The organism is Streptomyces sp. PsTaAH-124 (assembly GCF_000373685.1).
GTDB classification, from domain to species: Bacteria; Actinomycetota; Actinomycetes; order Streptomycetales; family Streptomycetaceae; genus Streptomyces; species Streptomyces andamanensis.
In genome coordinates, this window is record NZ_KB892157.1 from 317,341 (window position 1) to 336,878 (window position 19,538).

General features: G+C 74.6%; 14 protein-coding genes and 1 riboswitch. Of the genes, 1 reads left to right on the forward strand and 13 read right to left on the reverse strand.

Annotation, left to right across the window (positions count from 1 at the left end):
• Positions 1 to 91: 91 nt before the first annotated feature.
• From B086_RS0101290 to B086_RS0101305, 4 genes are all read right to left on the reverse strand, one after another.
• The gene (locus tag B086_RS0101290) at positions 92 to 751 is read right to left on the reverse strand and encodes a GntR family transcriptional regulator (RefSeq protein WP_018564610.1); all 660 of its coding nucleotides are present in this window, start codon (positions 749 to 751) and stop codon (positions 92 to 94) included.
• Between the two features lie 218 nt (positions 752 to 969).
• Positions 970 to 1,728, reverse strand: coding sequence for a M23 family metallopeptidase (locus B086_RS0101295; protein ID WP_018564611.1), 759 nt, complete (start codon positions 1,726 to 1,728; stop codon positions 970 to 972).
• 12 nt (positions 1,729 to 1,740) lie between these two features.
• Positions 1,741 to 1,902: riboswitch (cyclic di-AMP (ydaO/yuaA leader) on the reverse strand.
• A 203-nt stretch (positions 1,903 to 2,105) separates the two neighbouring features.
• Complete coding sequence (locus B086_RS0101300; protein ID WP_018564612.1) at positions 2,106 to 3,494, reverse strand: M16 family metallopeptidase; 1,389 nt, start codon at positions 3,492 to 3,494, stop codon at positions 2,106 to 2,108.
• Positions 3,491 to 4,852: a M16 family metallopeptidase gene (locus tag B086_RS0101305; RefSeq protein WP_018564613.1), complete on the reverse strand. Its 1,362-nt coding sequence runs from the start codon at positions 4,850 to 4,852 to the stop codon at positions 3,491 to 3,493. Before B086_RS0101305 ends, B086_RS0101300 begins: the two co-directional genes overlap by 4 nt.
• Before the next feature lie 566 nt (positions 4,853 to 5,418).
• On the opposite strand from B086_RS0101305, the gene B086_RS0101310 reads away from it, so the two are divergent.
• Positions 5,419 to 7,875, forward strand: a complete 2,457-nt coding sequence (locus B086_RS0101310; protein WP_018564614.1) for a DNA gyrase/topoisomerase IV subunit A — start codon at positions 5,419 to 5,421, stop codon at positions 7,873 to 7,875.
• Here the strand turns inward: B086_RS0101310 and B086_RS0101315 are convergent.
• The 9 genes from B086_RS0101315 to B086_RS0101355 form a co-directional block, all read right to left on the reverse strand.
• The gene (locus tag B086_RS0101315) at positions 7,872 to 9,038 is read right to left on the reverse strand and encodes a CobW family GTP-binding protein (protein ID WP_051115739.1); all 1,167 of its coding nucleotides are present in this window, start codon (positions 9,036 to 9,038) and stop codon (positions 7,872 to 7,874) included. The two genes, B086_RS0101310 and B086_RS0101315, sit on opposite strands and share 4 nt — an antisense overlap.
• A gap of 224 nt (positions 9,039 to 9,262) precedes the next feature.
• On the reverse strand, positions 9,263 to 10,351 hold the full coding sequence (locus tag B086_RS0101320; protein WP_018564616.1) for a YncE family protein: 1,089 nt from the start codon (positions 10,349 to 10,351) through the stop codon (positions 9,263 to 9,265).
• A 71-nt stretch (positions 10,352 to 10,422) separates the two neighbouring features.
• A complete protein-coding gene (locus B086_RS38885; protein ID WP_018564617.1) occupies positions 10,423 to 10,683 on the reverse strand; it encodes an MbtH family NRPS accessory protein in 261 nt (86 codons plus the stop codon).
• Positions 10,680 to 14,909 (reverse strand): non-ribosomal peptide synthetase, encoded by a 4,230-nt coding sequence (locus B086_RS0101330; protein WP_078530930.1) that lies wholly within the window; start codon positions 14,907 to 14,909, stop codon positions 10,680 to 10,682. Before B086_RS0101330 ends, B086_RS38885 begins: the two co-directional genes overlap by 4 nt.
• Positions 14,906 to 15,136 carry a phosphopantetheine-binding protein gene (locus B086_RS0101335; protein WP_018564619.1) on the reverse strand — a complete coding sequence of 77 codons (231 nt, stop codon included), beginning with the start codon at positions 15,134 to 15,136 and terminating at the stop codon, positions 14,906 to 14,908. Before B086_RS0101335 ends, B086_RS0101330 begins: the two co-directional genes overlap by 4 nt.
• Positions 15,133 to 15,774, reverse strand: coding sequence for an isochorismatase family protein (locus tag B086_RS0101340; RefSeq protein ID WP_018564620.1), 642 nt, complete (start codon positions 15,772 to 15,774; stop codon positions 15,133 to 15,135). The genes B086_RS0101335 and B086_RS0101340 overlap by 4 nt, the downstream gene beginning before the upstream one ends.
• Positions 15,775 to 15,785: 11 nt before the next feature.
• Complete coding sequence (locus B086_RS0101345) at positions 15,786 to 17,471, reverse strand: (2,3-dihydroxybenzoyl)adenylate synthase (protein ID WP_018564621.1); 1,686 nt, start codon at positions 17,469 to 17,471, stop codon at positions 15,786 to 15,788.
• Complete coding sequence (gene dhbC / locus B086_RS0101350; RefSeq protein WP_018564622.1) at positions 17,468 to 18,667, reverse strand: isochorismate synthase DhbC; 1,200 nt, start codon at positions 18,665 to 18,667, stop codon at positions 17,468 to 17,470. The genes B086_RS0101345 and dhbC overlap by 4 nt, the downstream gene beginning before the upstream one ends.
• 419 nt (positions 18,668 to 19,086) lie before the next feature.
• Positions 19,087 to 19,512 (reverse strand): DUF3291 domain-containing protein, encoded by a 426-nt coding sequence (locus B086_RS0101355; protein WP_018564623.1) that lies wholly within the window; start codon positions 19,510 to 19,512, stop codon positions 19,087 to 19,089.
• Positions 19,513 to 19,538: the final 26 nt, after the last annotated feature.

The window sequence follows — 19,538 nt, forward strand, 5'->3', positions numbered from 1 at the left end:
GCCGGGAGCGGAAAGGGGGACGCGGATATCGGGGCAGAATTCCTTGCCGGTCTCTTCCGGTCCTTGCCTGTCCTTTTCTACGGCACGCGTGTTAATTCCGTGCGCTCGATGTGTTGACGGAATGTTTCCGGGCACTCGCACGCTGCGCGGCGGTGATCCGCTCGGTGTGCTGGGCGGTCAGGGCGCGTGCGTGTGCGGCGTCGCCGCGTGCCACCGCGTCGACGATCGCCCCGTGTCCGGCCCAGGTCTCGGCCGGGTCGGCGGGGTCCGGCGCCCCGTACATCCAGGTGATCTTGTGCCGCAGCTGGGCCAGGGCGGCGGTCAGCGCAGGGCTGCCGCAGGACTGGGCCAGGGTCTCGTGGAACCAGGCGGCCAGGGACCGCAGCTCCTCGCCGCCCCCGCCCGCGGCCCGCTCCTGACCGAGCCTGACCAGGCCGCGCAGCACCTTCAGATGGCCCTCGGTGCGCCGCTGGGCGGCCCGCTCGGCGCCCAGCGGCTCCAGCAGCAGGCGCATCTCCAGCAGGTCGGCGCCCTCCTGCTCGGTCGGCTCGGCGACGCACGCGCCCGCGTGCCGCCGGGTCACCACGAAGCCCTCGGCCTCCAGGGTGCGCAGGGCCTCGCGCACCGGGACGCGCGAGACGCCGTAGCGGCGGGCCAGGACCTCCTCGGTGAGCCGGCTGCCGCGCTCGTGCACCCCGGCGACGATGTCGTCCCGGATCGCCGTGCACACCGACTGCGCCGGAACACGCATGTCCGACCTCCGTATCCCGTCCCGTGGCCGTGGTCGTGTCCATGGCCGTGTCCATGGCCGTGGCGCGCCCGTGGCGGACACGCCGCGGACGCGCATTCCGACGACTCTAGAACAATGCGCGGGAATTTCCGACGGCGTGACGGAATCCAGGGATATTTTTTGGACAGCCGGGATGCAGTGCGGCGGAGAAGAATACGGAGCGTGCCCGGAGCCGGAATTCAGACCTGCACGCCGTGCGTGCGGAGGTAGGCGATCGGGTCGACGTCCGAGCCGTACTCCGCGCCGGTGCGCGCCTCGAAGTGCAGATGCGGACCGGTGACGTTGCCCGTGGAGCCCGACACCGCGATCTGCTGGCCCGCGACGACCTGCTGGCCCACCGTGACGCCGATGGACGACAGATGGCCGTACTGGGTGTACATGCCGTCGGCCATCCTGATGACGACCTGGTTGCCGTACGCCCCGCCCCAGCCGGTCTCCACCACGGTGCCGACGCCGACCGCGTGGACGGGGGTTCCGGTCGCGGCGTGGAAGTCGATGCCGGTGTGCGAGCCGGAGGACCACAGCGAGCCGCCGGTCTTGTAGCCGGTGGAGACGTAGGAGCCGGCGATGGGCGGCACGAAGGTGTTGAGGCGCTTGCGCTCGGCCTCGCGGTCGGCCCGCTCCTTGGCCTCGCGCGCCTGCTCGGCGCGCTCGGCGGCCAGCTTGCGCGCGGCCTGCTCGGCCTGCTTCTGCTGGGCGGCCTCCCACTGGGCGGCGGCCTGCGCGTCGACCCGCTCGGCGACGGTGTCGCCGAGGCTGATGACCGGGGTGAGGCCGGTGTCCGCGGGGGCGGGGGTCTCGGCGGCGAGTGCCGGGGAGGCGGCGAGGGTGCCGATGACGCCGGTGGTGGTGAGGGCAGCGACACCCGCCGCGCGGGCGGTGGTGCGCTGCACCCGGCCGGGACGGCGGTGCTTCCCGGTGGCGCGCGTGAACGCCATGTGGTGGCTGGTCCTTTCCTTCCCTCTCGCCTACCGGGTTAGCTGACGGGTTCGGAGCAGGAAGGTCTCCTACGGGTGCCGTGCTCGGCGCACGGTGCCCGATTCACCCCAGGGACTGAGTGGGTCCCCGGCTCCCCTGGCTCGCGCCGTACGGGGACTCGGCGATGACTGTCCGGTGCCGCGGCTGCGGCGCACTGCCCGACGAACAGTCGGACCGACGCTAGACGGAGCCGCGTTCCGCACCCAAACAGATCCGGGATTTTGTAGCGCACGCCACAGGGCAGACAGGGCGCCTCCTGCCCAATACGGACATGCCGGGGCCCCGGTGACACTCCGGTCACCGGGGCCCCACGCGCGCGCGTGCCGCGCGATGCGTCCTACTCGGCGGCGACCACGGTCACCGGGCCGACGCCGAGCGCCTCGACCGGCTCCTTGATCTGCGCCGCGTCCCCGACGAGCACCGTCACCAGGCGGTCCACCGGGAAGGCGCTGACGACCGCGGCGGTCGCCTCCACCGTGCCGGTCTGCGCGAGCTGCTGATAGAGCGTCGCCTGGTAGTCGTCGGGCAGGTGCTGCTCGACCTGGTCGGCGAGTGTGCTCGCCACGGCGGCGGCCGTCTCGTACTTGAGCGGCGCCACCCCCACCAGGTTCTGCACGGCCACGTCCCGCTCGGCCTCGGTGAGCCCCTCGGCGGCGAGCTTGCGCAGCACCGTGAAGAGGTCGTCCAGGGCCGGTCCGGTGTTCGGCGTGTCGACCGAGCCGCTGATGGCGAGCATGGCCGCGCCGGTGCCGTCGGGCGCCGAGCGCAGCACCTGGCCGAAGGACCGCACGCCGTAGGTGTAGCCCTTCTCCTCGCGCAGGACGCGGTCCAGACGGGAGGTCAGGGTGCCGCCCAGGCAGTAGGTGCCGAGCACCTGGGCGGGCCACACGCGGTCGTGCCGGTCGGGTCCGATCCGGCCGATGAGCAGCTGGGTCTGGACGGCGCCGGGACGGTCCACGATCACCACGCGGCCGGTGTCGTCGGCGGTGACCGGCGGCACCGGACGCGGCTCGGCCGGTGAACCGGTCCAGGCGCCCAGGGTCTCGCCGAGCAGCTCGTCGAGGTCGATGCCGGTGAGGTCGCCGACGACCACGGCGGTGGCCGTGGCCGGGCGCACGTGCCGGTCGTAGAAGGCGCGGACCGCGGCGGCGTCGACGGCGGCGACGGTCTCCTCGGTGCCCTGGCGCGGGCGCGACATGCGGGCGGTGGCCGGGAACAGCTGCCGGGACAGCTCCTTGGCGGCCCGGCGGGAGGGGTTGGCCAGCTCGTGCGGGATCTCGTCGAGCCGGTTGCGCACCAGCCGCTCGACCTCGGACCCGGCGAACGCGGGCGCCCGCAGCGCGTCGGAGAGCAGCGCGAGCCCCTTGGCCAGCCGGGAGACCGGGACCTCCAGGCTGAGCCGTACGCCGGGGTGGTCGGCGTGCGCGTCCAGGGTGGCGCCCGCCCGCTCCAGCTCGGCGGCGAAGTCCTCGGCGGAGTGCTTGTCGGTGCCCTCGGAGAAGGCCCGCGCCATGATCGTGGCGACGCCGTCCAGGCCGGCCGGCTCGGCGTCCAGGGGCGCGTCGAGGAGCACCTCGACGGCGACGACCTGCTGGCCGGGGCGGTGGCAGCGCAGCACCGTGATGCCGTTGTCCAGGGTGCCGCGCCCGGGGGCCGGGAACGCCCACGGCCTGGCCTCGCCGGCCTCGGGGCGGGGGTGGAACTCCATGGTGGCCAGCTCGGTCACTTCGCCGTCTCCTCGGTGTCGTCCTGGGCGTCGGGGGTGTCGTCCTGGGCCTCGGGGGCGGTCGGCTCGTAGACGAGGACCGCGCGGTTGTCGGGGCGCAGCCGGGCCTTGGCGACCTCCTGGACCTCCTCGGGCGTCACCTCCAGGACGCGCCGGACGGCGGTGAGGGCGAGCTGCGGGTCGCCGAACAGGACGGCGAAGCGGCACAGTTCGTCGGCGCGGCCCGCGACCGTGCCGAGCCGGTCCAGCCACTCGCGCTCCAGCTGGGCCTGGGCCCGCTCCAGTTCCTCGGCGGTGGGGCCCTCCGCGGCGAAGCGGGCCAGCTCCTCGTCGATGGCGGCCTCGATGACGGGGACCTCCACGTCACCGGAGGTCTTGACGTCGAGCCAGCCCAGGGAGGGCGCGCCCGCCAGCCGCAGCAGGCCGAACCCGGCGGCCACGGCGGTGCGGTCGCGGCGCACCAGCCGGTTGTAGAGCCGGGAGGACTCGCCGCCGCCCAGGACGGTCAGGGCGAGGTCGGCGGCGTCGCACGCGCGCGTGCCGTCGTGCGGGAGGCGGTAGGCGGCCATCAGGGCGCGCGCCGGGACCTCCTCCTCGACGACCTCGCGCAGCTGTTCGCCCATCACCTCGGGCAGCGAGCCGTCGCGGGGCTCGGGCTTGCCGTCGTGGGAGGCGATGGAGCCGAAGTACTTCTCGATCCAGGCGAGCGTCTGCTGCGGGTCGATGTCGCCGACGACCGACAGCACGGCGTTGTTGGGCGCGTAGTACGTGCGGAAGAACGCGCGGGCGTCCTCCAGGGTGGCCGCGTCCAGGTCGGCCATGGACCCGATCGGCGTGTGGTGGTACGGGTGGCCCTCCGGGTAGGCGAGGGCGGTGAGCCGCTCGAAGGCCGTGCCGTAGGGGACGTTGTCGTAGCGCTGGCGGCGCTCGTTCTTGACGACGTCGCGCTGGTTCTCCATCGACTCGTCGTCCAGGGCGGCGAGCAGGGAGCCCATGCGGTCGGCCTCCAGCCAGAGCGCCAGCTCCAGCTGGTGGGCGGGCATGGTCTCGAAGTAGTTGGTGCGCTCGAAGCTGGTGGTGCCGTTCAGCGAGCCGCCGGCGCCCTGCACCAGTTCGAAGTGGCCGTTGCCCGTCACCTGGGCCGAGCCCTGGAACATCAGGTGCTCGAAGAGATGGGCCAGGCCGGTGCGCCCCTTCACCTCGTGGCGGGAGCCGACGTCGTACCAGAGGCACACCGCCGCGACCGGGGTCAGGTGGTCCTCGGAGAGCACCACGCGCAGGCCGTTGGCCAGGCGGTGCTCGGTCGCTGTCAGGCCGCCGGAGCCTGCCTCGGCTGTGGCGGTGTGACCCTTGGGCATGTACGTCCCTTCGATCGCGGTGGCGGTCCGGAATCCGCCCTGTTCCTGCCGGTCCTGCCACTGTATGCAAGCGTGCGAGCCGCTGGCGAAGTTCCCGCTCCCCGTACGCCCTGAGCGAGATCGAACGGGGGACGAGAACGGGGGACGAGGTGAAGCAGGCGGGGCGGGCGGCTCGGCGGCCGCGCGCGGGGCGTACGAGGGCGCGCGGGGTGGGGCGCGGACCGTGCGGGGCGGGCCGGGGCGCGGGCGGGAGCCGCCGTGGCGCCGTGCCGGGGGCCGACACGCGGGCGGCGGGCGGGACTTCGGGGCAGTGGGCGGTGCTTCGGGACGGTGGACGGTGGTTCGAGGGGGGCGGCGCGGTCCGGGCCGGGGGCCGCGGGGCGCTCCGGCGCCTTCCGCCGGGGCCCGGGAAGGGACCCGCGGCCCCTTCCGACGGGCCGGTCCGGGGGCTCCGCGAGGGGTCCGGGGAGGCTCGTGGGGCGGGGTCCGGTCCACGTTGTCAGTCCGGCGGTCCACAATGGTCGGCGTCAGATCCCGTTCCACGCTTCAGCAAGGAGCCGGCAGCGATGGCCCGCCGCAGCACGAAGACCCCGCCGCCCGACGACCCGTACGAGGAGAAGATCCTCGACATCGACGTGGTCGACGAGATGCAGGGCTCCTTCCTCGAGTACGCGTACTCGGTCATCTACTCGCGCGCCCTGCCGGACGCCCGGGACGGACTGAAGCCGGTGCACCGCCGCATCGTCTACCAGATGAACGAGATGGGCCTGCGCCCCGAGCGCGGCTATGTGAAGTGCGCCCGTGTCGTCGGCGAGGTCATGGGCAAGCTCCACCCGCACGGCGACGCGTCCATCTACGACGCGCTGGTGCGGCTGGCCCAGTCCTTCTCGATGCGCGTCCCGCTGGTCGACGGCCACGGCAACTTCGGCTCCCTGGGCAACGACGACCCGCCCGCCGCGATGCGGTACACCGAGTGCCGCATGGCCGAGGCGACCAGCCTGATGACCGAGTCGATCGACGAGGACACGGTCGACTTCGCGCCCAACTACGACGGCCAGGAGCAGGAGCCGGTGGCCCTGCCCGCCGCCTTCCCGAACCTCCTGGTGAACGGCGCGTCGGGCATCGCCGTCGGCATGGCCACGAACATGCCCCCGCACAACCTGGGCGAGGTCGTCGCGGCGGCCCGCCACCTGATCCGCAATCCGAACGCGGACCTGGACGCGCTGATGAAGCACGTCCCGGGTCCCGACCTGCCCACCGGCGGGCGGATCGTGGGCCTGTCCGGGATCCGCGACGCCTACGAGTCGGGGCGCGGCACGTTCAAGATCCGTGCCACGGTCTCGGTGGAGACGGTCAGCGCCCGCCGCAAGGGCCTCGTCGTCACCGAGCTGCCCTTCGCGGTCGGCCCGGAGAAGGTCATCGCGAAGATCAAGGACCTGGTCGGCGCGAAGAAGATCCAGGGCATCGCCGACGTCAAGGACCTCACCGACCGCGAGCACGGGCTGCGCCTGGTCATCGAGATCAAGAACGGCTTCGTGCCGGAGGCCGTCCTCGAACAGCTCTACAAGCTGACGCCGATGGAGGAGTCCTTCGGCATCAACAACGTGGCGCTGGTCGACGGCCAGCCGCTCACACTGGGCCTCAAGGAGCTGCTGGAGGTCTATCTCGACCACCGCTTCGAGGTCGTGCGGCGGCGCAGCGAGTACCGGCGCGGCAAGCGGCGCGACCGGCTGCACCTGGTCGAGGGCCTGCTCACGGCGCTGGTCGACATCGACGAGGTCATCCGGCTGATCCGCTCCTCGGACAACTCCGCCGAGGCCAAGCAGCGCCTGATGGAGCGGTTCTCGCTGAGCGAGGTCCAGACGCAGTACATCCTCGACACGCCGCTGCGCCGGCTGACCAGGTTCGACCGCATCGAGCTGGAGGCGGAGAAGGACCGGCTCACCGCGGAGATCGAGGAGCTGACCCGGATCCTCGACTCGGACGCCGAGCTGCGCAAGCTGGTCTCGGCCGAACTGGCCGCGGTCGCCAAGAAGTTCGCCACCCCGCGGCGCACGGTGCTGCTGGAGGCGGGCGCCGTGCCGGTGGCGGCGGTGCCGCTCCAGGTGGCGGACGCCCCGTGCCGGGTGCTGCTGTCCTCCACCGGGCTGCTGGCCCGTACGGCGGACGACCGGCCGTTCCCGCGCGCGGCGGACGGCAGACGGCACAAGCACGACGTGATCGTCTCGGCGGTGCCGGCCACGGCGCGCGGCGAGGTGGGCGTGGTCACCTCGGCCGGCCGCCTGCTCCGGGTGAACGTGGTCGACCTGCCGCAGCTCCCGGAGACCGACGCGGTGCCGACCCTGTCCGGCGGGGCGCCGATCGCGGAGTTCATCTCTCTGGAGGACGACGAGTCGGTGGTGTGCCTGACCACCCTCGACGAGTCCTCGCCGGGTCTCGCGCTCGGCACCGAGCAGGGCGTCGTCAAGCGGGTGGTGCCCGACTATCCGTCCAACAAGGACGAGTTGGAGGTCATCACCCTCAAGGAGGGCGACCGGATCGTCGGCGCGGCCGAGCTGCGCACCGGCGAGGAGGACCTGGTCTTCATCACGGACGACGCGCAGCTCCTGCGCTACCAGGCGGCCCAGGTCCGGCCGCAGGGCCGCCCGGCCGGGGGCATGGCGGGGATCAAGCTCACCGAGGGCGCCAAGGTCATCTCGTTCACGGCGGTGGATCCGGCCGTGGAGGCGGTGGTGTTCACGGTCGCGGGCTCGCGCGGGACGCTGGACGACTCGGTGCAGACGACGGGCAAGGCGACGCCGTTCGACCAGTTCCCGCGCAAGGGCCGGGCCACCGGCGGGGTGCGCTGCCAGCGGTTCCTGAAGGGCGAGGACTGTCTGTCGTTCGCCTGGGCGGGCCCCACCCCGGCGCGGGCCGCGCAGAAGAACGGCAACCCGGCCGAGCTGCCGGAGATCGACCCGCGCCGCGACGGCTCGGGGCTGTCGCTGCCGAAGACGGTGGGGGTGGTGGCGGGACCCGTCTAGACGGGCGGGTCCTCGATGTCCGGGGCGTCCCCGGGGTCTTCGGCGGCCCCGGGAGCCTCAGGGGCCTCAGGGGCCTCTGCGGCTCCGGGAGCCCCGGCGGGTGCCTCCTCCTGCCCGGGGCCCTGGACGTAGCGCAGGACGCCCCACATGCCGTGCTCGTCGGCGTCCGGGGTGTCCTGCTCGCACCCCTGGAGCTCCCCGGCGAGGGCGGGCATGTCGGTGCCGGATCCGATGAGCACGAGCTGGGTCCGGTGCGGTCCGCCAGGCGGCCAGGGCTCGGGGTAGAAGCGCAGGAACCGGCCCACGGCGTGCACGGCGTAGCGGTTGCGCGGATCGTACGGCCCGAAGCCGACGTAGCCCTTGATCCGGTAGAGGCCGTCGGGGCGGCTGTCCAGGAAGCGCATCAGGCGGCGCGGGTCGAGCGGCACGTCGGAGACGAAGGAGAGGGTGTCGTAGCCGGCGTGCAGATGGCCGGTGTGGCGGGCCCCGCCGGACCCGTCCCCGCCCTCGCCCCCGTGCTCTTCGGCGTCCTCTTCGGCGAGGTGCAGGTCGTCGAAGGAGAGCTGGCCGACGCGTTCCTCACCGGGCCGGCAGTCGAACAGGAACTCGGGGTCCACCCGGCCGTAGGTGGCCGGGACGACGGCCGCCCGGTCGACGAGCGAGCGCACGGTCGCGAGCACCCGTTCGGTGTCGTCCGCGCGGTCGGCCTTGTTGACGACGACGAGGTCCGCGAGGGCGAGGTGCCGGTCGATCTCGGGGTGCCGGGCGCGGGTGCCGTCGAACTCGGCGGCGTCCACGACCTCGACCAGGCCGCCGTAGACGACCCGGGGGTTCTCGCTGGCCAGGACCATGCGGACCAGTTCCTGGGGCTCGGCGAGGCCGCTGGCCTCGACCACGATCACATCGATGCCGGTCCGGGGGCGGGTGAGCCGGTCCAGGTACTGGTCCAGCTCCCCCGCGTCGACGGCGCAGCACAGGCAGCCGTTGCCCAGCGAGACGGTCGAGTCGCCGAGCGCGCCCGCCACCGCCATCGCGTCGATCTCGATGGCCCCGAAGTCGTTGACGATCGCGCCGATACGGCTGCCGCCGCTGTGGTGCAGCAGATGGTTGAGCAGCGTCGTCTTGCCGGACCCGAGGAACCCGGCGAGCACGACGACGGGGATCTGCCCGCCGGGGTGGGCGGGGTCCGCCTCCGGGGCCCGGTCCTGCGGGGCGGTCCCGGACGGGACCGGGTTCGGGGGCGGCTGGTTCACCGTGCGACCTCTCTCCGAGCGCGCCCCGCGCCGGAGCGGCCCCGGACCAGGCGCGCGACCTGACTGCCGCCCCAGGATACGAGCCGCGCAGGGGCCGTTCACCGGCCCCCGGGGACGGTGAACGGCCGCGCGGGTCAGTGGATCGGGTCGATGCGGTGGATGGAGTCCAGGGTGTCGGGGCCGGCCGCCGCCTTGTCGACCACGTAGGCGACGCCGTGGGCGACGGTGACGTGGTCGGTGTTGGCGCCGGTGGCGAGGTCGGCGACGATCGTGCCGGTGCGGGGGTCCAGGACGGTGGTGGTGCCGGCGTCCTTGTTGGCGGCGTAGACCCGGCCGGTGCACAGGTCGGTGGCCACCGCGAGGGTGCCCGCGCCGGTCTTGATCTCCCGGGTCACCTCGCCGCTGGCCAGGTCGACGACGGAGACGGAACCGGCGGCCTGGTTCGCGGTGTAGGCGGTGCGGCCGTCCGCGGACAGGGCGACGTCGATGGTGCCCTCGCCCACGGGCAGGATCCGCGGCCGGTCGGAGCCGGGGCTCACCTCGAACAGGCGGCTCTTGGCCAGGTCGGCGGCGTAGACGTGGCCGGTGAAGGGGTTGACGACCAGTCCGGCGGGCCAGCTGCCCTCGACGGTGACGCGCTTGCGCTCGGCGTGCGTGCGCAGGTCGAACGCGACGATGCTGCCCTCCTCCAGGGCGGTGCACCAGACCAGGCCGCGCGGGATGTCGACGGCGACGTCCCGGGTGTGCTGCACGCCGGGCACCGTCGCCAGGTGCTGGCCGGTGCGCTGGCTGTAGACGGCGAGGGCGTTGTTCAGGGTGGCGGTGACCCACACGGTGTCGTGGACGTCGTCCACGGCGATGCCGTAGACGGCCTCCAGGGTGCCGGTGGCCTCGTCGGTGACCGGCGGGGTGTAGGAGGCCAGCGTCTTGAGCGTCCTCGGGTCCACCTTGAGCAGCCGGGACTGGGTGACCGGCGGGTAGCCGATGGAGCTGGTCACCCACAGCGCGTTGTGGCGGGTGGAGTGGGCCACCTGGTAGAGGCCCTGGGCGAGTTCGGCGGACGTCACGGCGTAGGTCGTCTCCTTGGTGCGGGTGCGGTCGCGGTCGCGGGCCTGGTCGGGGGTGGCGGCGGCGGCCGTACCGGCCGTGCCGAGTACGCCGCCCGCGGCGATCGCCGCGCCGAGCACGGTGCGGCGCTGTATCGGGTTGCGGGAACCGGACATGGTGTTTCCTCCAGAAATCGGGGCGGCGCGGGGCCGGGTGGATCGGGGCGGGGATCCGGAGCCGGGCCGGGTCAGGGCCGTGGCTCCGGGGATCGGGTCGGGTCCGGGGACGCGCGCGGGGACGCGGGCGCGTCGAGCCGGTGCAGGCAGTCGGCGTACGGGGCCGGGCCGTACGCCGTGCTCCAGCCGGGCGGGACGGGCAGCCGGCGCGGCCGGAGCGAGCGACGGCCGGCCGGTCCGGCAAGGACCAGGTGGCCGGGCTCGCCGGATGCGGCCGCGGCGGACGGGTCCATCGGGTCGCACGGGGCGAGCGGGTCGAAGGGCGAGGTCATCCGTCCAGCTCCTTCAGCCGGGCCGCGAGCGTGGCGGCGATCTCGTCCAGCGGGCCGGGCCGGGTCATCTCCGGGTGCAGGCAGTCCAGCCGGTGCTCGTCGAGGGTGCCGGTGAGGTACGGCGCCCAGGCCCGCGGGGTGAGCCAGTGCTCGGCGCGCGGTGCGGCGGCCGTGAAGAACAGCAGGTCGCCGTCGAAGGCGCGGTGCCGCTGGGTGCGCATCAGGCGGGCGTTGTTGGTGACGATGCCGACGACGGCGTCCAGGACCCGTTCGGGCAGGGCCGCCAGCGCGCTGCCCTCCCGGCGCAGCACCGTCAGGACCTCCTGCCGGGTCAGGCCGGTGCCGCCCTCGTACCCGGCCATGCGCAGCAGGGCGTTGAGGGCGTCGGCCTCGGTCGGTCCGGCCAGGTCGCGCCACTGGTCGGAGGGGTAGGCGTCCAGCAGGGCGAGGAGTTCCACGCGTTCGCCCGCCTGCTGGAGACGGACGGCGACGGTGTGGGCGACGACGCCGCCCACGGACCAGCCGAGCAGCCGGTAGGGGCCGTGCGGCTGCACGGTGCGCAGCTGCTCGGCGTAGTCGGCGGCCATCTCGTCCATGGTGGCGGGCAGCTCCTCGCCCGGCCGCAGTCCGCGGGCCTGGAGGCCGTGCACGGGCTGGTCGGGCCCGAGCCGGGACAGCAGGCCCGAGTAGCACCAGCTGATGCCTCCGGCCGGGTGGAACACGAACAGGGGGGTGCGGCGGCCCGTGGCGCGCAGCGGCAGCAGCACGTCGAGCGCGGTGTCCTCGCCGTCGCCGTCGGTGAGCCGGTCGGCGAGGGCGGCGGGGGTGGGCGCCCGGAAGAGGGTGCCGAGCGGGGCGGTGGTGCCGAGCATGTCACGGATGCGGGACATCAGGCGGGCCGCGAGCAGGGAGGTGCCGCCCAGGTCGAAGAAGGCGTCGTCGACGCCGACCCGGTCGACACCGAGGACCTCGGCGAACAGGCGGGTCAGCAGTTCCTCGGTGGGGTTGCGCGGCGGGCGTCCGCCGGTGCCCGCCGCGGCGGCGGGGGCGGGCAGCGCGGTGCGGTCCAGCTTGCCGTTGGGGCTGAGCGGGAAGTCGTCCAGGACGACGAAGGCGGAGGGCACCATGTAGTCGGGCAGGGCGGCGGCGAGGCGGGCGCGCAGGGCGTCCGGGTCGGGGGCGTCGCCGCTGACGTAGGCGACGAGCCGCTGGTCGCCGGGGCGGTCCTCGCGCAGCAGGACGGTGGCGGCGGTGATGCCGTCGGCGGCGGTGAGGTGGGCCTCGATCTCGCCGGGTTCCAGGCGCTGGCCGCGCAGTTTGACCTGGTGGTCGGTGCGGCCGAGGTAGACGGCCTCGCCGTCGGGGGTCCAGCGGGCCAGGTCGCCGGTGCGGTACATGCGCGCCCCGGCGGGGCCGTACGGGTCGGCGACGAACCGAGTGGCGGTCAGGGCGGGGCGGCCGAGGTAGCCGTCGGCGAGCTGGGCGCCCGCGAGGTACAGCTCGCCCGCGACGCCGGGCGGGCAGGGCTTCAGGGCGGCGTCGAGGACGTACAGGCGGGTGTTCCAGACGGGGCGGCCGATGGGCACGGGGCCGGTGGCGCCGGGGACGCAGGTGTGGTGGCTGACGTCGACGGCGGCCTCGGTGGGGCCGTACAGGTTGTGCAGGGCCGCGGAGGACAGCACGCGGTGGAAGTGGTGGGCGGTCTCGCGGGGCAGGGCCTCGCCGCTGGCGAAGACGTGCCGCAGTCCGGTGCAGCGGGCGGCGTCGGGTTCGGCGAGGAACACCTGGAGCATGGAGGGCACGAAGTGGCAGACGGTGACGCCCTGTTCGCGGATGACGCGGGCCAGGTAGGCGGGGTCCTTGTGACCCTCCGGGTCGGCGAGGACGAGGGTGGCGCCCTCGCGGAACGCCCAGAAGAACTCCCATACGGACACGTCGAACCCGGAGGGTGTCTTCTGTAGGACGCGGTCGCCGGGCGCCAGCGGGTAGGTGTGCTGCATCCAGCGCAGGCGGTTGTCGATCGCGGAGTGCGGGACGACGACGCCCTTGGGCAGGCCGGTGGAGCCGGAGGTGTGGATGACGTAGGCGGGGTGCTGCGGGGTGAGGGCGCGCGGCGGGTCGACGGCCGGGAGGTGGCCGAGGCCGGTGCGGTCCAGCAGGACGCGGTGGTGGCCGGTGGCGGGCAGCCGGTCCGCGGTGGCGGTGTCGGTGACGACGCAGACCGGGTCGCCGTCGTCGAGCAGATGGCGGAGCCGGTCGGCCGGGTAGCCGGGGTCGAGCGGCAGATAGGCGGCGCCCGCCTTGAGGACGGCGAGCAGGGCGGTGATCAGCTCGGCGGAGCGGGGCAGGGCGACGCCGACGAGGGTGCCGGGTCCGGCTCCCCGGGTGATCAGGTGGTGGGCGAGCCGGTTGGCCCGGGTGGTGAGTTCGGCGTAGCTGAGGGTGCGCTCGCCGTGGACGAGGGCGGGCGCGTCGGGGGTGCGGCGGGCCTGGGCCTCGATGGGGCCGATGAGGGTGGTGGGCGGCAGATCGCGGGCGGTGGCGTTGAACTCGGTGACCACCTGGTGGTGTTCGGCGTCGGTGGCGATGCCGAGCGCGGCGAGCGGGGTGGTGGGGCGATGGCCGGTGAGCCGGGTGAGCAGGGCGAGGAACCGGTCCTGGTGGGCGGTGAGTTCGGCCCGGGTGTAGAGGGCGGGGTTGGCGTCGTGGTCGATGCGCAGACCCCGGCCGTCGGCGCGGTCGTAGACGTTGACGGTGAGGTCGTCGACGGGTCCGGCGGAGAGGTTGTGCGGGACGGCGGTGGCCCCGGCGAAGGTGAGGTCGTAGTCGAACGGCATGACGTTGACCAGCGGGCCGACGAGCGGGCGGCTCTCGCCGAGCAGACCCAGGTCGCGGCGGATGTCCTCGAAGCGGTAGCGCTGGTGGCGGCGGGCGGCCCGGAGACCGAGGACCACCTGGCGGGTCAGCCCGGCGAGGGTGTCGGCGGGCCGGACGCTGAGGCGCAGCGGCAGGACGTTCATCACCATGCCGGGCACCCGCAGGGCCACGGAGCCCATCCGGCCCATCAGGGGCAGGCCGAGGACGACGTCGTCGCGGCCGGTGGCCCGGGAGACGTACAGGGCCTGCGCGACGACGATCAACTCGGCCCAGGTCGCCTTGAGTCCGCCCGCCAGTTCGCGCAGGGAGGCGGTGGTCGCGTCCGGGACGCGGGCGGTGGCCCGCAGGAAGGTGTGGGAGGGCAGCGCGCTGCGGCCGGCCAGGGCGGGGGCCTCGGGCCGGTCGGCGAGGAGCTGGTTCCAGTGGGCGCGGTCGCGTTCGTACTGTTCGCCCGCGCGGTAGGCGAGGTCGTCGGCCACGAGGTCGTCGAGGCTGCCGAAGGGGCTCTCGGCCGGGGGCAGTCCGGCGGCCAGCGCGGTGTAGATCTCGGCGGTGCGGCGGGCGACCAGGGAGTAGCCGAAGCCGTCCAGGGCGAGGTGGTGGACGCGCTGGTGCCACAGCCAGCGGTGCTCGCCGAGCCGGAGCAGGGCGTGCCGGAACAGCGGTCCGGTGGTGAGGTCGAAGGGCCGGGCGAGGTCGTCGTCGGCCCAGGCGCGGGCGGCGGCGACCGGGTCCGGGGCGTCGCGCAGGTCGGCGGTGTGCAGCGGGAACCCGTCCCCGGGCGGCGGCACCGGGCAGCGGAACTGCCGTGGCCCGTCCGGCGTCCCGGCGACCCGCACACCCAGGGTCTCCGCCTCGCACGCGGTGCGGTACAGGGCCTCGGCGAACAGGTCGGGGCGGAGGTCGCCGTGGATCTCCAGATGTTCGGCGGTGTTCAGCGCGGGACTGTCCGGGTCCAGGGCCTGGGCGTACCACATGCCGCTCTGGGCGGCGGTGAGGGGGAGGCCGGGGGCGGCGGGGGCCGACGCGGGGGCGGGGCCGGGCGCGGCTTCGGGGGCGCGCCCGGCCTCGGGGGCGGGGGCGGGACCGGCCGAGGGGGCGGCTGCGGGCGCGTATTCGGGCGCGGGGGCGCGCCCGGTCCTGGGCGCGGGCGCGGCCTCTGGAGCGGGCGCAGGCCCGGACTCCGGCACGGGCCCCGCCGAAAGGGCGTCCGCAGGCGCGCCTTCAGGGGCGGGCGCATGTCCGGACTCGGGTGCGGGCCCGGCCCCCGGGGCGCGTCCGGCCTCGGGCGAAGGCGTGGGCCCGGTCTCGGCCTCGGGGGCGCGGTCGGCTTCGGGGGCGGTGGTCATTCGCGGGCTCCCAGGAGGGGGGCCCAGGCCTCGATGGCGGGGCGGGTGGCGAGGTCGACGAAGGAGATGTCGGCGGCGTGGTCGCGGCGCCAGCGTTCGACGAGGGTCATCAGCCGTACGGAGTCCAGGCCGTGGTCGGCCAGGTTCTCGTCGACGGGGATGTCCTCGGGGTCCTCCCCCAGGACGTCCGCGACGTCCTCGCGGATGCGTCGCACGGTCAGGCTCATGGCCGGTCCCCCAGGTCGAAGACGGTGTCGGCGGTGGTGACGCGGGCGCAGGCGCGGGCGGCCCAGCGCAGCGCGTCCAGGTGTTCGCGCGGGCCGAAGTCGGCGACCGCGTCGGCGACGACGAACGCCTGCACATCGCGCATCCAGGCGTCGCAGGCGGTCATGTTGACGCCGAGGTGCGCGTAGACGCCGGTGATGACGAGCTGGTCGCGGCCCCGCTCGGTGAGGAGGGCGGCCAGGTCGGTGCGGACGAACGCGCTGTACTTCCACTTGGTGAGCACGGTGTCGCCGTCCCGCGGGGCGACCTCGGCGGCGATGGCCTCGGCGTGGGCGTCGTCGGGCAGCCCCGGTCCCCAGAAGTCCATCTGGAGGCCGCGCAGTTCGGGGCTCTGGCCGCCGGTCTGCGCGGAGTAGACGACGGGGATGCCGAGGGCGCGGGCCCGGTCCGCCAGGCGGGCGGTGGCGGCGAGCAGCCCGGTGAGCGGCTGGGCGCCGGGGGTGAACGCGGACAGGAAGTGGTTCTGGAGGTCGTGCACGAGGAGCACGGCCCGGTCCGGGTCGACGGTCCAGTCCACCCGGTTGGCGGGCAGGTCGGGGCCGGACGGCAGGTCGTACGGCGCGATGGAGGGAAGTCCCATGGTGAGATCGCCTAGTCGTGGGGGCCGTGGGGGGCGCTGGCGGAGTCGGCGGCGGTCGTGCGCAGGTCCCTCTTGCTGACCTTGCCGACGCCGGTGTGCGGGAAGGCGTCGACGAACTCGACGCGGTCGGGCACCTTGTAGGCGGCCAGTCCCCGTTCGCGCACGAACCGCCGCAGGGCGGCGGCGCGCAGCTCGGCGCCGCGGCGCAGGATGACGTAGGCGCAGCTGCGTTCGCCGAGGTAGTCGTCGGGGACGGCGACGACGGAGACGTCGTGGACCGCCGGGTGGCCGAGGATGACGTTCTCGACCTCCTCGGCGGCGATCTTCTCGCCGCCGCGGTTGATCTGGTCCTTGCTGCGTCCTTCGACGACGAGGTGGCCGCTGCCGGTGACCCGGACGAGGTCGCCGGTGCGGTAGAAGCCGTCCGCGGTGAAGGAGCGCGCGTTGTGCTCGGGGGCCCGCCAGTAGCCGCGGATGGTGTAGGGGCCGCGGGTGAGCAGGTGTCCGGTCTCGCCGGGGGCGACGTCGCGGTCGGCGTCGTCCACGACGCGGATCTCGTCGTCCGGGCAGATGGGCCGGCCCTGGGTGGTGACGACGGTCTCCTCGTCGTCGTCCAGCCGGGTGTAGTTGACCAGTCCTTCGGCCATGCCGAAGACCTGTTGCAGGGCGCAGCCGAGGGCGGGCCGGACCCGGCGGGCGGCGGCCTCGCTGAACTTGGCGCCGCCCACCAGCAGCACCCGCAGGCTGCTGAGGTCGTACGGGGTCGCGGCCGCCGCCTCGGTCCACACCAGGGCGAGCGGCGGGACGAGCCCGGTGTGGGTGACGCGTTCGCGTTCGATCAGCGGGAACGCGGTGTCCGGGTCGGGGCGCGGGCAGAGCACGACCCGGCCGCCCGCGGCCAGGGTGCCGAGCGAACCGGGCGAGCTGAGCGGGAAGTTGTGCGCGGCGGGCAGGGCGACGAGGTGGACGCTGTCCTCGTCGACGGCGCAGATCTCGTCGGAGGCGCGCACCGAGTACAGGTAGTCGTCGTGGGTGCGCGGGATGAGTTTGGGTACGCCGGTGCTGCCGCCGGAGAGCTGGAGGAAGGCGAGGTCGCCGGGTGCGGGCTCGTCGTGCGGGACGGGTTCGCGGGGCACCCCGGCCAGCGGGGTGTGCTCTCCGGGGTCGCCGACGACGAACACGTGCCGCAGGGCAGGGGCGTTGGCGCGGACCCGGGTGGCCAGGTCGCGGTAGTCGTAGCCCTCGTGGACGTCGGCGACGACGTAGGCGACGGCCTCGCTGAGCACGCAGAAGTGGGTGATCTCGGTGTCGCGGTGGGCGGGCAGCGCGAAGACGGGCAGGGCGCCGATCCGGAAGAGCGCGAAGAGCACCTCGAAGAACTCGGCGACGTTGGGCAGTTGGAGCACGACGCGGTCGCCGCGGCCGATCCCGGCGGCGAGCAGTCCGGCGGCCGTCCGGTCGGCGCGGCGGTCGAGTTCGGCGTAGGACCAGCGGCGTCCGGCGCCGGCCGGGTCGACGACGGCGGTGCGGTCGGGGTGGCGGGCGGCGCGGGCGCGCAGCATCTGCCCGAAGGTCTCGCCGCGCCAGTAGCCGGCGGCGCGGTAGCGCTCGGCGTACGCGGCGGGCCAGGTGGGGGCGTCGGGCGCGGCGGCGGCTCCGGCGGGGGCCGGTGCGGTGTGCGGGGCCGGTGCGGTCACAGTGCTGCTCCCACGGCGTCCAGGAACGTACGGAACTTGGCGCCGGTCTCGGCGGTCTCGGCGGCGGGGTCGGAGTCGGCGACGACCCCCGCACCGGCGTACAGGCGCAGGTCCTGGCCGCGGGTCTCGGCGCAGCGGATGGTGACCACCCACTCGCCGTCGCCCGCGGCGTCGCCCCAGCCGACGATGCCGGTGTACAGGCCCCGGTCGAAGGGCTCCAGCTCGCCGATGACCCGGCGGGCGTGGGCGGTGGGGGCGCCGCAGACGGCGGGGGTGGGGTGCACGGCGCAGGCCAGGTCCAGCGCGGTGGCGGCCGGGTCGGCGAGGGTGCCGGTGAGGGTGGTGGACAGGTGCCACATCGCGGCGGTCTTCACCAGGGTGGGCCGCCGCGGTACGTGCAGGCCGGCGCAGTACGGGGTGAGGGCGGCGCGCATGGCGTCCACGACGACGGCGTGCTCGTGCAGGTCCTTGGCGGACCGCAGCAGCGCGGCGGCGCGCTGCACGTCCTCGGCGAGGTCCTCGCTGCGCGGGGCGGAACCGGCCAGCGGGTTGGCCACCAGGGCGGTGCCGCGCCGGGAGACGAGGAGTTCGGGGCTGGCGCCGAGCAGGGTGCCGCCGGTGGCGGTGGGCACGGCGAAGGTGTAGCCGTGGGGGTCGCGGCGGGCCAGGCGCTGGAGCATCGCGGACAGGCCGGGCGTCCGGTCGGCGGTGAGGTCCAGGGCGCGGGCGAGGACGACCTTGCCGAACTCGCCGTCCCGCATGCGCCGTACGGCGGCGGCGACGGCCTCGGCGTACCGCTCGGGCGCGGGCACGGGCCGCAGGGTCCAGGCGACGGGTTCGGGCGGGGGCGCGGGCAGGGCGATCAGCGGGTCGGCGGCGAGGGCCGGGGCGCGGTGCAGCGCGGCGGGCACGACGAGTGCGGCGGGCGCGGTCCGGTCGAAGGGGATCGCGCCGATCACCACGGGGTCGGCCGCTCCCTGGGCGGCGGCGGTGCCGAGGGCCTCCCGTACGCGGTCGGTCAGCGGCCGCTCGTCGTGCGCGACCCGGGTGTGCGTGCCCTCGGCGAGGAGGGTGCGGGTCGGGGAGGCGAAGAAGCGGTGGGCGCCGGGCCGGTAGGCGTCAAGGAGAGCGGTCGCCACGCCGACGGCACCGGCTGCGGTCTCGCCCCTGGCGAGCGTCTCGTGGACCGTGGTCACGTTGGTTCTCCGGGTTCTCCGGTACCGGGGTACCGGGGGAAGAGGTGCGGCCGGTGCGGGGTGCGGACTGCGGGATGCGGGTGCGGGATGCGGGAGTGCGTACGGCGGCCGGGTGCGCGCGGGCGGGTCGACATGTCGACCCCGGGTGCCGGAGGCGGCGCCGGGCGCCGGGCTCGTCCGCCGGACGGCCCGGCGTGTGGCCCGGCGGGAAGCGTAATGAGAGTGCGGGCCCCGGGGCCCGCGGGCTGACGGCGCCTGACAGGCGGGGCGAGGGTCACGGCCCCGTTCGGCCAAGGAATGGCAAAGGGCTCAACCCGGGGTGGCGGTGCGCAGGTCCGGGCGGGCGGGGACCCGGCCCGAGGGCGGGGGCGTCCTCGGGCCGGGGGCTCGGGGGACCGGAGACCCGGCGGGCCAAAGGCTCAGTGGGCCGTGCGACCGCCGGCCGCCGCGTCGGCGCGGGCCTTCTCGTCGATGCGGCGCTTGGCGTCCTTCCAGTCGATCGGGAGGCCGGTGACGGGCACCTCCCAGAAGATGAACGTCGAGCGGCGCATGGTGGAGCGCACATTGCCCATGACGCCCTTGTGCGGTTCGGTCCTGGCGTACGTGTACAGCGCCTCGCGGCTCTCCCACGCGCTCAGGGTGAAGAAGGTCCTCTTGAACGGCTGGGCCTCCAGGGACGCCCCGAGCGCTCCGGGCGCCTTGCGCACCTGACCCCAGGCGGCGAGGGACTTCCAGAAGAAGCGGGGGACGTCCTTCAGGGACCGCACCTCGAAGCGGGAGGCCATGACGAAGGCGGTGGTGTCGGGCCGGGCCGGGTTCGGCGTGACCCAGGGAAGAGTGGGCACGGTAGTCTCGCCTCCACGGTTGGTGA

Bases quoted from the DNA above. Each gene is read 5' to 3' on its own strand.
- B086_RS0101305 (WP_018564613.1), bottom strand. From the start codon at position 4,852: ATGCCCAAGGGTCACACCGCCACAGCCGAGGCAGGCTCCGGCGGCCTG.
- B086_RS0101290 (WP_018564610.1), bottom strand. From the start codon at position 751: ATGCGTGTTCCGGCGCAGTCGGTGTGCACGGCGATCCGGGACGACATC.
- B086_RS0101340 (WP_018564620.1), bottom strand. From the start codon at position 15,774: ATGGGACTTCCCTCCATCGCGCCGTACGACCTGCCGTCCGGCCCCGAC.
- B086_RS0101335 (WP_018564619.1), bottom strand. From the start codon at position 15,136: ATGAGCCTGACCGTGCGACGCATCCGCGAGGACGTCGCGGACGTCCTG.
- B086_RS0101320 (WP_018564616.1), bottom strand. From the start codon at position 10,351: ATGTCCGGTTCCCGCAACCCGATACAGCGCCGCACCGTGCTCGGCGCG.
- B086_RS0101330 (WP_078530930.1), bottom strand. From the start codon at position 14,909: ATGACCACCGCCCCCGAAGCCGACCGCGCCCCCGAGGCCGAGACCGGG.
- B086_RS0101310 (WP_018564614.1), top strand. From the start codon at position 5,419: ATGGCCCGCCGCAGCACGAAGACCCCGCCGCCCGACGACCCGTACGAG.
- B086_RS38885 (WP_018564617.1), bottom strand. From the start codon at position 10,683: ATGACCTCGCCCTTCGACCCGCTCGCCCCGTGCGACCCGATGGACCCG.
- B086_RS0101295 (WP_018564611.1), bottom strand. From the start codon at position 1,728: ATGGCGTTCACGCGCGCCACCGGGAAGCACCGCCGTCCCGGCCGGGTG.